The following is a 13,698-nucleotide window of genomic DNA, read 5'->3' as shown; positions in this document are numbered from 1 at the left end:
TGAGAATCAGGAGCATGGAAAGCAGTAGCACCACGCGCCGCCAGGCCACCCGGCAGAAGCTCTACGAGGCGGCCGTGACCCTCATCGCCGAGAAGGGCTTCTCGGCCACCACGGTGGACGAGATCGCCGAGCGCGCCGGGGTCGCCAAGGGCACGGTCTACTACAACTTCAAGAGCAAGACCGAGCTGTTCGAGGAGCTGCTGCGCCACGGCGTCGGGCTGCTCACCGCATCGCTGCGCGCGGCGGCCGACGAGACCGACGCCCGGGGCGGCAGCCGGGTCGAGGCGCTGGACGCCATGATCCGGGCCGGCCTGGCCTTCATCGACCGCTATCCCGCCTTCACCCAGCTGTACGTGGCCGAGCTCTGGCGCACGAACCGGGCCTGGCAGGGAACCCTGCTGGTGGTGCGTCAGGAGGCCGTCGCCGTGGTCGAGGGGGTCCTCAGGGAGGGGGTCGCGGCCGGCGAGCTCAGCGAGGAGATCGACATCCCGCTGACGGCGGCCGCGCTCGTCGGCATGGTGCTGGTGGCGGCGCTGGACTGGCAGGCGTTCCAGCCGGAGCGGTCGATCGACGACGTGCACTCGGCGCTGTCCCTGCTGCTGCACGGCCGGGTCAGCGGGCGCTGACCCGCCGTCGGACGTCGGGCACACCGGACCGGCGCTGCGGACGCACGATGACGCCGGTCCGACCGGGCCCGATCCCCCCGGGCCTCGCCTGACCGGCGTCATCCGTGCTGCCGGAGAACCTCCCCCGTGACCCCGATCACTCCCCCGCGGTCCCGGGTCCTCCGTTGCTGCCCCCGCTCGGACGGGGCGCCGCGCCTGTTCCGCAGCCCCGTGCCGGCGGTACCGGCGCGGCGCCCCTTCCGTGGTCACCACTCTGCCGTCCGCGCAGGTCGCGGCCCATCCGCGCCGCTACTCATCTCGCCCCCTAGGTACGGATACTCAGACCTGCGCACCGAAGCCCTCCCGCGGCAGTACGCCGACTGGTTACGATCGCGTCCGTGTCCGTACTCCCTCTGGTCTTCACGAGCGGCTGGGCGAGCGGGATCAACGCCTACGCGGTGGTCCTCCTGCTCGGCATCTTCGGCGCGACCGGGGTGAGCGACGAGGTGCCCGCGTCCCTCCAGCGCACCGACGTGCTCGTCGTGGCCGCCGTGCTCTTCCTGTGCGAGATGGTGGCCGACAAGATCCCTTACGTGGACTCGGTCTGGGACACCGCGCACACCGTCATCAGGCCGGTCGCCGGAGCGGTCGTCGCGGCGCTGCTGGCGGGCGGGGACGGTTCGCTGCCGGAGCTCGCGGCCGGGGCCGTCGGCGGTTCCACCGCGCTGGCGAGCCATCTGGTGAAGGCGGGCACCAGGATGGCGGTCAACACCTCGCCCGAACCGTTCAGCAACATCGCCGTGAGCACGGTCGAGGACCTGGGCGTGGCCGCGGTGGTCACGTTCGCCGTATTCCATCCGGTGATCGCGGCGGGCATCGCCGGCACACTGCTGCTGCTCGGCCTGCTGGTACTGGCCTTCCTCGCCTCCCGCATCCGCCGGTTCATGCGCCGCCGGGCGCAGCGGCGGGAGGAGAAGCGGCTGACCGCCGTCCCTTCCCGGTGGCCTGACGGCTGAGCTGTCGGTGGTGGCCGTTAAGGTCGCTGCCATGGCACGTATTGCGGTGATCGGCGCCGGGATGGGCGCGATGTCGGCGGCGGCCCGGCTGGCCGTGGCAGGCCACCGGGTGACGGTGTACGAGCGGTCGGAGACCTTCGGCGGCTCGGTGGGCCGTCATGCCCGGGACGGCTTCGCGTTCGACACCGGGCCCTCCCTGCTGCATCTGCCCGCGGTCTACCGCGACCTGTTCGTGAAGACGGGCAAGGAGCCGCTGGAGCGGTGCGTCACGCTGAGCCAGGTCGACCCGGCGAGCCGCCACGTCTTCGCGGACGGCACCGCGGTGTCACTGCCGAACGCCTCGCGGTCCGGAGTCGTCACGGCGCTGGACGCCGCGCTCGGGGACGGTGCGGGTGAGCGCTGGGGCGCCTTCCTGGACCGGGCCGGAGACGCCTGGGACCGGTCCAGGCGGCCGTTGCTGGAGGAGCCGTTGCGCTCCGACTGGCAGGTGCTGGCCCGCGATCCGTACCCGGCGCCGGCGCGCCGGCGGCTGCTGCGCCCGGCATTGCGGGCCGGCACGGTGGCGGAGGTCGGTTCCTGGGAGCTGACGGACCCCCGGCTGGCCGCCCTCCTCGGCGGGTACGCGCTGTCCTACGGCCTGGATCCGCTGCACGCCCCGGCGAGCACGGCCCTGCTGCCGTACATGGAGGAGACGTTCGGCAGCTGGTACGTCTCCGGCGGCATGCGGGCGCTGGCGCGTGCGGTGTACGAGCGGTGCCTGGCGCGCAAGGTGGAGTTCGTCTTCGGTGCCGAGGTGGCCCGGGTGGTGGAGAAGGACGGGCGGGCGGCCGGCGTGGAGCTGGCCGACGGGACGGTCGCGGAGGCCACCCATGTGGTGCTGGGTGCCCAGCCGCACCCTGAGCTGATGCCCGGTCAGGAGATGTGGCGGGACGGCGATGTGACGGTCCAGCCGCGACCGGGCGGCGCCGGGGCGACGGGCCGGTTCCTGGTGCTGCTGTCGCTGCGCGGCGCCCGGCCCTCGGATGCCGTGCACCGGACGCTGGTGCACCCGGCGGACGGGGCGGCCGAGCGCGAGGCGGTGTTCGGCGGCAGACCCGCCGAGCACCCCACGGTGACGGTGCTGCGCCCCGACGACCCCTCGACCCGTCCCGACGCGGCGCACGAGGCGGTGACGCTGATGGCGACGGTCGCCCCGCACGGCCCGGTCGACTGGACGGACGCCGCGCTGCGGCAGCGGTACGCGGACACCCTGATCGACGCGGCGGAGGCGGCCGCGCCCGGCCTGCGCGACCGGGTGCTCCACACGGAGGTGCGCACGCCCGCGGAGACGGAGGCGGAGACGGGTGCGCGGGGCGGCGCGGTTCCCCCGCCCGCTCTGGCCGGGGCCGGCGGCGGGTATCTGCACGCGGGGAACGCCACCCGGGTCCCGGGGCTGCTGCTGGCGGGCGGCTGGTCGCATCCGGGCGGCGGCCTCGCGCACGCGGGGATGTCGGGGACGCTGGTCGCCGGGATCGTCGTCGAGGGGGACGGCTTCCGCGGCTCCCGGTGAGGCGCCGCGGGCGGCGGTGTCAGTAGCGGTACTGGTCGTTGTGGCCGGTGTCGTAGCCGTTCGGGTACGGGGCCGGCTGGGCGGGCTGCTCCGGGGGCATCGCGGGGTAGTGCTGCTCGCCCTCGCGCTGCTGCGGCACCCAGACCCCGCCCGGGGGCGTCTCGGGGGCGTACTGCTGGGGCTGCGCGTACGGGTCGTCGTACCGCTGCTGCCCGCCGTTGCTGTCGTGGTTCCCGTAGCTGTCGTACGTGCCGTACTGCGGGGCGCCCGCGGTCGTGCCGGTGCCGATGTACGGGTCGGAGTACGCGGCGTACTGCTGCCCGGATGTGCCGTAGTCGTACTGCCCGGCTCCCGCGTAGCCGTCCTGGTTCGCGTAGCTGTCCTGGCCGGGGTAGCCGTGCTGGCCGGCGTAGGCGTCCTGGCCCTGCGCCGGGTACGCGGAGTAGTCGGGGTAGGGCTCGTAGCCGGCGTACTGCGCCTCGCCCTGGGGCTGTTCGGGCTCCTGGTGCTGCTGTTCCTGCCTCGGCCGCGAGTCGGTGTAGACGCCGTACTGGCCGGTGTCGTCCGGCAGGGGCTCGGGCTCGTAGACCGCCGCGGGGTTCTGCGGGGCGTGGGGCGGTTCCGGGATCGCGCCGGGCTCGTACTCCGTCTCCAGGTCCGAGACCTCCAGGCGGGGCGCGCGGTCGCTGTTGCCGCGGCGACGGCGGCTCTCGCCGGGGCTGCCCCCTATGGCCCAGCCGGTCGAGAAGCCGCGCCGGAACGAGAGCGTGACGTACGTCTGACCCGTCGCGAAGGCGATCGCGCCGATCACGATGACGGGCACGGACGGCATCAGGACACCGATGACCACACCGACGAACCCGGTGAAGGCGAGCAGTCGCCAGCGGAGCCGCGCCTTGTACTGGAGCAGCACCTCACCGAGCAGCCACAGCGCAACGATGCCGAACGCGATGTAGAGGACCGTCCAGCCCATGCCCGCCCCCTTCTACGGCCACCGCCCCGGGTCTCGGCGGGTACGGCCGGTCACGACTGCTTGTGCAGTCCGAGATTTTCGTAGATTTCGAGCGTCGCCGTCGAGTTGTTCAGCGTGATGAAGTGCAGCCCGGGGACACCCTCGGAGAGCAGCTTCGCGCAGAACCGCGTTGCGAAGTCGATGCCAATGGAGCGTACAGCGGCGGGATCGTCCTTGGCGGCGAGGATGCGTTCTTTCAGGGCTGCAGGCAGGGTCGCGTTGCTGAGCTGCGCGAATCGCTCCAATTGCCGGACGCTCGTGAGGGGCATCACCTCGGGAATGACCGGGGTGTCGCAACCGGCGGCGACCACCCGGTCACGCATCCGCAGATAGTCCTCGGGGTCGAAGAACATCTGGGTGATCGCATAGTCGGCACCGGCGCGGCACTTGTCCACGAAGTGCCGGATGTCGGTGTCCCAGTCGGCCGAGCGCGGGTGCATCTCGGGGAACGCCGCGACGCCGACGCAGAAGTCCCCGGACTCCTTGATCAGCCGGACGAGGTCCGCCGCGTAGCGCACGCCCTGCGGGTGTTCGACCCACGGGCCCATCGGGTCGCCGGGCGGGTCCCCGCGCACGGCGAGGATGTTCCGGATACCGGCGTCCGCGTACTGGCCGATCATGTTGCGCAGTTCGGCGATGGAGTGGTTCACCGCCGTGAGGTGCGCGACCGGGGTGAGGGTGGACTCGGCGGCGATGTCCTGGGTCGCCTTCACCGTCCCGGCCCGGGTGGACCCACCTGCTCCGTACGTCACCGATACGAAGCTCGGCCCCACCGCCTCAATCCGGCGCAGCGCGTTCCACAGGTTGCGCTCGCCCTTCTCGGTCTTGGGCGCCCAGAACTCGAAGGAGTGCAGGGTCTTGCCGGTCGCGAGCATCTCACGCACGGTGCGCGCGCGATCTGTCCTGGTGGAGGGTGTGCCAAGGGCCATACCGGCAGGTTAACCAGGGCGTGACGGCCACCCAACCGAACTGGCGAGATTTGCCCGAATTGACCGGTACTTGTCCACGCTTCGGACACCGATGTCCCAAACACGCCCCTCGGGAGCCCCGTCCGCCCCGGCCGTTCCGCCGGATCAGGCGTCGGCGCGGGCCCGGATCCGCTTGGCCAGGTCCGCGGCGGCGGCGGCCGGGTCCGCGGCCTCGGTGAGGGCCCGGACGACGACGACGCGGCGCGCTCCGGCGTCGAGCACCTCGTCGAGGTTGCCGGCATCGATGCCGCCGATGGCGAACCACGGGCGGGCCGGGGCGAGGGAGGCGGCGTAGCGCACGAGGTCCAGGCCGGGTGCGTGGCGGCCCGGCTTGGTCGGGGTGGGCCAGCAGGGGCCGGTGCAGAAGTAGTCAACGCCCGCCTCGGTGACGGCGGCGTCGACCTCGGCCTCGGCGTGCGTGGAGCGGCCGATGACCACGCCCTGGCCGATGATCGCGCGGGCGGCCGGCACCGGCAGGTCGCCCTGGCCCAGGTGCAGCACGTCGGAGCCGATGGCGTGGGCGACGTCGGCCCGGTCGTTGACCGCGAGGAGCTTGCCGTACCGCCGGCAGGCGTCGGCGAGGACCGCGAGGTGGTCGAGCTCCTCGGCCGCCTCCATGCCCTTGTCGCGGAGCTGGACGATGTCCACCCCGCCGGAGAGGACCGCGTCGAGGAACTCGGGGAGGTCTCCCTGACGCCTGCGGGCGTCCGTGCACAGGTAGAGCCGGGCGTCGGACAGCTGCGCGCGAGGCGTGGACATGGTGCGGTTCCCCCCGGGAAAACGATGACGTTCGGTAGGCGGTGCGGAGTCGGCAGGCGGCGCTGCGGAGGGGTGCGGGCCGCGCCGTGCGGCCCGCACCCCCGGTACGGCTGTCGGTCAGACGGCGAGCGCCTGGGCGCGGCGCTTCACCTCCGTGCCGCGATTCTCACTCAGCGCCTGCGCGGGCGTACCCGGCAGGCTCGGGTCGGGGGTGAAGAGCCATTCCAGCATCTCCTCGTCGGAGTAGCCGTCGTCCCTCAGGAGCGTCAGGGTCCCCGAAAGGCCCTTGACCACCTTGTCGCCGTCGATGAAGGCGGCAGGCACCTGGAGCGCCCGGTTCTCACCACGTCGTACGGCGATGAGCTGGCCCTCCTTGACCAGCTGCCGCACACGCGTCACCTGGATATCGAACATTTCGGCGATATCGGGAAGGTGGAGCCAGGCAGGGACGAGAGCATCGATCTTTGCGTCAATCTCGGTCACGGGACAAGCCTGCCATCCCGGACTGACAGCCGACACCCGGACTCCGCCCTTCAGGGCCCCGCGCCCCCCGCCGGAGGCCCGGCTACCGGGATACCGCCGACTTCAGCGGCACGGCGGCGTCACCGGCCCGCTCCGGGTCGAGCCGCGTGCCGGCCTCGATGAGCTTGCGCCCCTGGATCAGATCGCGCGGCCTGCCGACGGAGAGCACCGCGACCAGCACACCGTCGCGCAGCCAGCACACCGACCAGGCGGGGCCGGCCGGATCGCCTCGCCACAGCAGGGTGTCCGCTCCGTCGTGGTGGCCCGCGTACTGCACGAACCGGCCGAACTGCTCGGACCAGAAATAAGGCACGGGGTCGTAGGCGGGCGGCTCCTCCCCGCCCTCGCCCGCGGCCCCGATGATGTGGGCGGCCGCGGTCCGCGGGCCCTGCAGCGCGTTGTCCCAGTGGTGGACCAGCAGCCGCGCCCCGTAGCGCGCGGAGGGGAAGGAGGCGCAGTCGCCCACGGCGTACACGTCGGGCAGCGAGGTGCGCAGCGCCGCGTCGGCGGTCACCGACCCGTCGGGCCCGAGCTGGACACCGGAGCCGGCCAGCCAGCCGGTGGCGGGCCGTGCGCCGATCCCCACGACGACGGCGTCGGCCGGCAGGGTGCGGCCGTCCGCCAGGACCACCCGGCCGGGCTCGACGCGGGCCACCCGCGCCCCGGTGAGGAGTTCGGCGCCGCTCTCCGCGTACCAGGCGGCCATCGGTGCGGCGACCTCGGCGGGCAGGGCGCCCGCGAGGGGCCGGGCCGCGGCCTCGACGACGGTGACCTCGCAGCCCGCGGCGCGGGCCGCGGTGGCGAACTCGGCGCCGATCCAGCCCGCGCCGACGACCACGACGGCGTGCCGCGCCTCCAGGACGGGCCGCAGCCGCGCCGCGTCGTCCAGGGTGCGCAGCAGATGGACGCCGGGCACGCCCCCGGAGCCGGGCAGCACGACGGGTTCCGCGCCGGTGGCGACGACCAGGACGTCGTAGGGGACGGGCCCCTGGGAGGTGTCCAGTTCGTGGTCGGCGGCACGCAGGCCCGCGACCTCGACGCCCAGCCGGAGCTCGATGCCGAGTGTCTCGAAGTCGATGTCGAAGGCGGATTCCTCGGCCTTGCCGAGCAGTACCGCCTTGGAGAGCGGTGGGCGGTCGTAGGGCTGGTGGGGTTCGGCGCCGATGAGGGTGAGCGCGCCGGTGAAGCCCTGCTCCCGCAGGGCCACCGCCGTCTGCACGCCCGCCATGCCCGCACCGACGACGACCACCCGCCGCCCGGCCCGCTCCGACTGCCGCTCCGGTCGCTCCGCCCGCTGCTGCTCGTTCACCCGACCACCTTAATCAACTGACGGTCCGTCAGGAAAGGGGTCCCTCGCGGTCCCCGTACCGCCGCCCTCCTGCTTTACCCGGTACGGGGGGCGGGGTCTAGGGTGGCCCACGTAAAAGACTCGCGGGAGCCCGGACGCACCGGGCTGAGAGGGAGGCTGGGCGGCCTCCGACCGTACGAACCTGATCCGGGTCATGCCGGCGAAGGGAGGGGCTGGATGCCCATGCCTGTCCACCGCGCGAGCGGGTCCGACGTCCTGGTCATCGGGGGCGGGATCATCGGCCTGGTGACCGCCTGGCGGGCCGCGCAGCGCGGTCTGTCGACCGCCGTCGTCGATCCCGGCCCCGGCGGCGGGGCCGCCCGGGTCGCGGCCGGGATGCTGGCCGCCGTCACCGAACTGCACTACGGCGAGGAGATGCTGCTGGGGCTCAACGTCGCCTCCGCGGCGCGCTACCCGGCGTTCGCGGCCGAGCTGGAGGCGACGAGCGGGCAGGACATCGGCTTCCGCGCCTGCGGCACCCTGGCCGTCGCGCTGGACACCGACGACCGCGCCCATCTGCGGGAGCTGCACGAGCTGCAGCGCCGCTCCGGGCTGGAGTCGGAGTGGCTGACCGGCCGCGAGTGCCGGCGTCTGGAACCGATGCTCGCGCCCGGCGTACGCGGCGGCCTCCGGGTCGACGGCGACCACCAGGTCGACCCGCGCCGGCTGGCCGCCGCGCTGCTGACGGCGTGCGAGCGGGCCGGGGTCGTCTTCCACCGGCAGCGGGCCGAACGGCTCCGCGTGGTGCGCGACCGGGCGACCGGGGCCGTGCTCACCGACGGTTCGGAGCCGGCCGCCGATCAGGTCGTGCTCGCCGCCGGCAGCTTCAGCGGCCGGCTCGCGGGCGTGCCCGATCAGGTCCTGCCGCCGGTCCGCCCGGTCAAGGGCCAGGTGCTGCGGCTGACCGTACCCACCGCGTACGCCCCCTTCCTCAGCCGCACCGTGCGGGCCGTGGTGCGCGGCAGCCACGTCTATCTCGTACCGCGCGAGAACGGCGAGCTGGTGGTCGGCGCCACCAGCGAGGAGATGGGCTGGGACACCACCGTGACCGCCGGCGGGGTCTACGAGCTGCTGCGCGACGCCCACGAGCTGGTGCCCGGCATCACCGAACTGCCGCTCACCGAGACCCGGGCCGGTCTGCGCCCCGCCTCCCCCGACAACGCCCCGCTGCTCGGCCGCACCGCGCTGCCCGGCCTCCACCTCGCCACCGGCCACCACCGCAACGGGGTGCTCCTCACCCCGGTCACCGGTGACGCCATGGCGCAGCTGCTGGCCGACGGCGAGCTGCCCGAGGTGGCCCGCCCCTTCTCCCCCGGCCGCTTCCCGGCCGCCGCCCCCGTCCGACAGGAGCAGCACGCATGACCGCGCCCACTTCCCTGGCCGTCTCCGTGAACGGCGAGGCCGTCACCGTCGCCGGGGGCACCACCCTGGACGCCCTCGTCGCGACCCTGACCTCAGCGACGTCGGGGGTCGCTGCGGCGCTGAACGAGACCGTCGTGCCGCGCGGGCAGTGGTCCGCCGCGACGCTCACCGACGGCGACCGGGTCGAGGTCCTGACCGCTGTCCAGGGAGGCTGACCGTGTCCGACGACCTCTTCACCCTCGGGGACACCGTCTTCGGCTCCCGGCTGATCATGGGGACGGGCGGGGCACCCAGCCTCGACGTGCTGGAGCGCTCGCTGACCGCCTCCGGCACCGAGCTGACCACCGTCGCGATGCGCCGCCTGGACCCGACCGTGCGGGGCTCCGTGCTCTCGGTGCTGGAGAAACTCTCCATCCGCGTCCTGCCGAACACCGCGGGCTGCTTCACGGCGGGCGAGGCCGTGCTCACCGCCCGCCTGGCCCGCGAGGCGCTCGGCACCGACTGGATCAAGCTGGAGGTGGTGGCCGACGAGCGCACCCTGCTGCCCGACCCGGTCGAGCTGCTGGACGCCGCGGAGATCCTGGTGGACGACGGTTTCACCGTGCTGCCGTACACCAACGACGACCCGGTGCTGGCCCGGAAACTGGAGGACGTGGGGTGCGCGGCGGTCATGCCGCTCGGCTCCCCCATCGGTTCGGGGCTCGGCATCCGCAACCCGCACAACTTCCAGCTGATCACCGAGCGGGCCCGGGTCCCGGTGATCCTGGACGCGGGCGCCGGGACGGCTTCGGACGCGGCGTTCGCCATGGAGCTCGGGTGCGCGGCTGTGATGCTCGCCTCGGCGGTGACCCGGGCCCAGGAGCCCGAGCTGATGGCCGCCGCGATGCGGCACGCGGTGGCGGGCGGGCGCCTCGCATACCGCGCCGGCCGCATCCCGCGCCGCCACTTCGCCGAGGCATCGTCGCCGGTGGCGGGGCGTGCGGCGCTCGATCCGGAGCGCCCGGCGTTCTGATCCGGCGCTTGCGGTGCCGCAGCGGCCGCGGACCGCATGTCCCTGTCACGACTCGGCTGCAGACGGCTCCGGGATCGCCCCGGGCAGTCGGCGGTGTCCGTGGCGGCTCGTAGACTCGCTGCGTGGATACGACCCTCCAGGACCCTCTCGTCGGGCAGCTGCTCGACGGCCGCTACCGCGTCGATGCGCGCATCGCCGTGGGCGGCATGGCCACGGTCTACCGGGCCATGGACACCCGCCTCGACCGGGTGCTCGCCCTCAAGGTGATGCACCCGGCGCTCGCGACCGACGCCTCGTTCGTCGAGCGCTTCATCCGCGAGGCCAAGTCGGTGGCGGGTCTCGCGCACCCCAACGTGGTCGGGGTGTTCGACCAGGGGGCCCAGGAGCAGTACGTCTACCTGGCGATGGAGTACGTCGCGGGCTGCACGCTGCGCGATGTGCTGCGCGAGCGCGGGGCGCTGCAGCCCCGGGCCGCCCTGGACATCCTGGAGCCGGTGCTCGCCGCGCTCGGCGCCGCGCACCGGGCGGGCTTCGTCCACCGGGACATGAAGCCGGAGAACGTGCTCATAGGCGACGACGGCCGGGTCAAGGTCGCGGACTTCGGCCTGGTGCGGGCCGTGGGCACGGTCACCGACACCACCGGGTCGATCCTGGGCACCGTCTCCTATCTCGCCCCCGAGCAGATCGAGCACGGCACCGCGGACACCCGCGCCGACGTGTACGCGTGCGGTGTGGTGCTGTACGAGATGCTCACCGGCGCCAAGCCGCACACCGGGGAATCCCCCGCCCAGGTCATTTACCAGCATCTGAACGAGGACATCCCGGCCCCCTCCGCCCTCGTCCCCGGCCTCCCGTCCGGGCTCGACCGGCTGGTGGCGAGCGCCACCGCGCGTGACCCCGAGGTGCGGCCGTTCGACGCGGTGGCGCTGCTCGCCGAGTCCCGCGCGGCCCGCTCCGGCCTCACCGACGCCCAGCTGGACGCCGTACCGCCGCAGGCGCTGGCCGAGGTGCGCGACGCCGCCGAGGACCGTACGAGCGTGATCCCTCGGGTGCTGCCGGCCGGCCAGGGCACCGCGCACCACACCAGCCGGCTGGAGATGCCCCCGCCGCTGCCGCCGGAGCGGCCCGCCCGCCGGGCCGGGCTCCTGGGCGGACCGCGGCGCGGCATGATCGCGGCGGTCATCGCGGTGCTGCTGGTCCTGGGGATCGGCGGCGGCGTCTGGTACATCAACTCCGGACAGTTCACCCATGTCCCCTCGCTCCTCGGCCAGAGCGAGAAGGTGGCCAAGGGGCGGCTGTCGGACGCCGGTCTCGAACTGAAGGGCGTCCAGCGCGCCTACAGCGACACCGTCGACCGGGGCAAGGTGATCGACAGCGACCCGAAGTCGGCCGCCCGGATCCGGGGCAACGGCTCGGTGGAGCTCGTCGTCTCGCGCGGACCGGAGATCGTGAAGGTGCCCGACGTCGAGGGCGTCGCGCTGGCCGAGGCCAAGCGGAAGCTGACGAAGGCGGGCCTGGTGCCCGGCATGGTCACCAAGGAGTTCAGCGAGGACGCGGCGGCCGGTGAGGTGGTGCGCACGGACCCGGAGGCGGGCAGCGAGCGCCACCCGGACACCGCGGTCGCGATGGTGGTCTCCAAGGGCAGCCCGGTCGACGTCCCGGACGTCACCGGCCTCTCCGTCGAGGACGCCACCGACGCGCTGGACGAGGAGGGGCTGAAGGCCAAGGTGCTCCCCGGCCGGGTGAACTCCCCGCAGGACGCGGGCGACGTCGCCCAGCAGTCCCCCGCCGAGGGCCGGGAGGCCGCCGAGGGCGACACCATCACACTGACGATCTCCAAGGGCCCGCGGATGACCGACGTGCCGGACGTCACCGGCAAGGACGTCGACGACGCCCGCAGCGAACTGGAGGACGCGGGCTTCGAGGTCAAGGTCGACCGCCCGTTCCTCTCCTTCAGCGACACGGTCGCGAGCCAGTCCGTCGACGGCGGCGACCGGGCCCCCGAGGGCAGCACCATCACCATCAAGACCAAGGGACTGTAGATCCGTATGCGCAACCCTGTCGGCGGCCATGTGCCGGTGGCCGGCGGCCTCGCCAAGGCCGGCCTCCCCTACGCGCGCGAGATGGGCGCGGAAGCCGTCCAGGTCTTCGTCGCCAACCCGCGCGGCTGGGCCACCCCGGCCGGGACCCCGGCGCAGGACGAACAGTTCCGCGCCGAGTGCGCCGCCGGGTCGATACCGGCGTACGTCCATGCCCCGTACCTGATCAACTTCGGCTCGCACACCGCGGCGACCGTCGAGAAGTCCGTGGACTCGCTGCGCCACTCCCTGCGCCGGGCCCGCGAGATCGGCGCCCTGGGCGTCGTGGTGCACACCGGCTCGGCGACCAACGGCCGGCCGCGCGAGGAGGCGCTGGCCCAGGTGCGCGAGTACATGCGGCCGCTGTTGGACGAGCTGACGCACGACGACGACCCGTTCCTGCTGCTGGAGTCGACCGCCGGCCAGGGTTTCTCGCTCTGCTCGCGGACCTGGGACTTCGGCCCGTACTTCGAGGCGCTCGACGCCCATCCGAAGCTCGGCGTCTGTCTCGACACGTGCCACATCTTCGCGGCGGGACACGATCTGGCCGGACCCGGCGGGATGAAGGAGACGCTGGACCTGCTGGTGGAGACGGTCGGCGCGGGACGGCTGAAGCTGATCCACGCCAACGACTCCAAGGACGTGGCCGGCGCCCACAAGGACCGGCACGAGAACATCGGCGCCGGTCACATCGGTGAGGAGCCGTTCCGGGAGCTGTTCTCCCACCCGGCCGCCGAAGGCGTGCCGCTGATCATCGAGACACCGGGCGGCAAGGAGGGCCACGCTGCGGACGTGGCCCGGCTGAAGGAGCTGCGCGACCGGAGCTGACCGCGCCCGCCCACGGATGGCGGAATACCCCAGGGGGGTATACGGTTCCCGTAGTCGACAGGAACCGCCATCCGGCATTGGGGGATCGACATGCGGGACCACGCAGAGCACACGGAGCCCACAGCCCGCGCAGGGCACGCAGCCCGCACAGGCCACGCCGAGCACATGAGCCACTCCGGCCATTCTCCCGGTGCCGTCGGGTGGCGGACGGCGGCTCGGGCCACCCTGCACTGCCTCACCGGATGCGCCATCGGTGAGGTGCTCGGCATGGTGATCGGCACGGCGCTCGGCTGGGGCAACACGGCGACGATGCTCGCGGCGATCGCGCTGGCCTTCTTCTTCGGCTACACGCTGACGCTGCGCTCCATCCGGAAGGCCGGCGTCGGCTTCCGCACGGCGTTCCGCGTCGCCCTCGCCGCCGACACCCTCTCCATCGCGGTGATGGAGCTGATCGACAACGGGCTGATCGCCCTGTGGCCCGGCGCCATGGACGCGACCCTCGCGGACGCGTTGTTCTGGGGGACACTCGCACTCTCGCTCGCCGTGGCCTTCGTCGTCACCACACCGGTCAACAAGTGGATGATCGGCCGGGGCAAGGGGCACGCGGTGGTGCACCAGTACCACCACTGAGCAGGGCCG

General features: G+C 73.3%; 14 protein-coding genes and 1 riboswitch. Of the genes, 9 read left to right on the top strand and 5 right to left on the bottom strand.

What is annotated here, in order from left to right; translation table 11 throughout:
* Window positions 1-14 precede the first annotated feature (14 nt).
* The 3 genes from EDD93_RS20730 (at window position 15) to EDD93_RS20720 (ending at window position 3,170) form a co-directional block, all read left to right on the top strand.
* Window positions 15-626 (top strand): TetR/AcrR family transcriptional regulator, encoded by a 612-nt coding sequence (locus EDD93_RS20730; protein ID WP_123526568.1) that lies wholly within the window; start codon window positions 15-17, stop codon window positions 624-626.
* Between the two features lie 377 nt (window positions 627-1,003).
* Complete coding sequence (locus EDD93_RS20725; protein ID WP_123526567.1) at window positions 1,004-1,621, top strand: DUF4126 domain-containing protein; 618 nt, start codon at window positions 1,004-1,006, stop codon at window positions 1,619-1,621.
* A 31-nt stretch (window positions 1,622-1,652) separates the two neighbouring features.
* Window positions 1,653-3,170, top strand: a complete 1,518-nt coding sequence (locus tag EDD93_RS20720) for an NAD(P)/FAD-dependent oxidoreductase (protein ID WP_185092392.1) — start codon at window positions 1,653-1,655, stop codon at window positions 3,168-3,170.
* Window positions 3,171-3,189: 19 nt separating this feature from the next.
* On the opposite strand, the gene EDD93_RS20715 is transcribed toward EDD93_RS20720, so the two are convergent.
* From EDD93_RS20715 to EDD93_RS20695, 5 genes are all read right to left on the bottom strand, one after another.
* Window positions 3,190-4,143: a hypothetical protein gene (locus EDD93_RS20715; RefSeq protein ID WP_123526565.1), complete on the bottom strand. Its 954-nt coding sequence runs from the start codon at window positions 4,141-4,143 to the stop codon at window positions 3,190-3,192.
* Window positions 4,144-4,193: 50 nt separating this feature from the next.
* Window positions 4,194-5,111, bottom strand: a complete 918-nt coding sequence (metF, locus tag EDD93_RS20710; protein WP_123526564.1) for a methylenetetrahydrofolate reductase [NAD(P)H] — start codon at window positions 5,109-5,111, stop codon at window positions 4,194-4,196.
* A 144-nt stretch (window positions 5,112-5,255) separates the two neighbouring features.
* A complete protein-coding gene (thiE, locus tag EDD93_RS20705) occupies window positions 5,256-5,909 on the bottom strand; it encodes a thiamine phosphate synthase (RefSeq protein ID WP_123526563.1) in 654 nt (217 codons plus the stop codon).
* A 117-nt stretch (window positions 5,910-6,026) separates the two neighbouring features.
* Window positions 6,027-6,392: an Rv2175c family DNA-binding protein gene (locus EDD93_RS20700; RefSeq protein ID WP_123526562.1), complete on the bottom strand. Its 366-nt coding sequence runs from the start codon at window positions 6,390-6,392 to the stop codon at window positions 6,027-6,029.
* A gap of 82 nt (window positions 6,393-6,474) precedes the next feature.
* On the bottom strand, window positions 6,475-7,659 hold the full coding sequence (locus EDD93_RS20695; protein ID WP_398905107.1) for an NAD(P)/FAD-dependent oxidoreductase: 1,185 nt from the start codon (window positions 7,657-7,659) through the stop codon (window positions 6,475-6,477).
* A 193-nt stretch (window positions 7,660-7,852) separates the two neighbouring features.
* A riboswitch (TPP riboswitch) is annotated at window positions 7,853-7,965 on the top strand.
* Between EDD93_RS20695 and thiO the strand changes: the two genes are divergently transcribed.
* The 6 genes from thiO to EDD93_RS20665 all read left to right on the top strand — a co-directional run bounded on the left by thiO (window position 7,963) and on the right by EDD93_RS20665 (window position 13,689).
* Window positions 7,963-9,141, top strand: a complete 1,179-nt coding sequence (gene thiO, locus EDD93_RS20690; RefSeq protein WP_123527891.1) for a glycine oxidase ThiO — start codon at window positions 7,963-7,965, stop codon at window positions 9,139-9,141. Its footprint overlaps the riboswitch before it by 3 nt.
* The gene (gene thiS / locus EDD93_RS20685) at window positions 9,138-9,356 is read left to right on the top strand and encodes a sulfur carrier protein ThiS (RefSeq protein ID WP_123526560.1); all 219 of its coding nucleotides are present in this window, start codon (window positions 9,138-9,140) and stop codon (window positions 9,354-9,356) included. Before thiO ends, thiS begins: the two co-directional genes overlap by 4 nt.
* 2 nt (window positions 9,357-9,358) lie before the next feature.
* Window positions 9,359-10,153, top strand: coding sequence for a thiazole synthase (locus EDD93_RS20680; protein ID WP_123526559.1), 795 nt, complete (start codon window positions 9,359-9,361; stop codon window positions 10,151-10,153).
* Between the two features lie 122 nt (window positions 10,154-10,275).
* Window positions 10,276-12,195, top strand: a complete 1,920-nt coding sequence (pknB, locus tag EDD93_RS20675; RefSeq protein WP_123526558.1) for a Stk1 family PASTA domain-containing Ser/Thr kinase — start codon at window positions 10,276-10,278, stop codon at window positions 12,193-12,195.
* Between the two features lie 6 nt (window positions 12,196-12,201).
* Window positions 12,202-13,059, top strand: a complete 858-nt coding sequence (locus EDD93_RS20670; protein ID WP_123526557.1) for a deoxyribonuclease IV — start codon at window positions 12,202-12,204, stop codon at window positions 13,057-13,059.
* A gap of 165 nt (window positions 13,060-13,224) precedes the next feature.
* A complete protein-coding gene (locus EDD93_RS20665) occupies window positions 13,225-13,689 on the top strand; it encodes a DUF4396 domain-containing protein (protein WP_123527890.1) in 465 nt (154 codons plus the stop codon).
* Window positions 13,690-13,698: the final 9 nt, after the last annotated feature.

It is taken from the genome of Streptomyces sp. 840.1, from assembly GCF_003751445.1.
In the GTDB taxonomy this organism is placed as follows: Bacteria; Actinomycetota; Actinomycetes; order Streptomycetales; family Streptomycetaceae; genus Streptomyces.
This window is presented reverse-complemented; position numbering and strand designations above follow the sequence as displayed.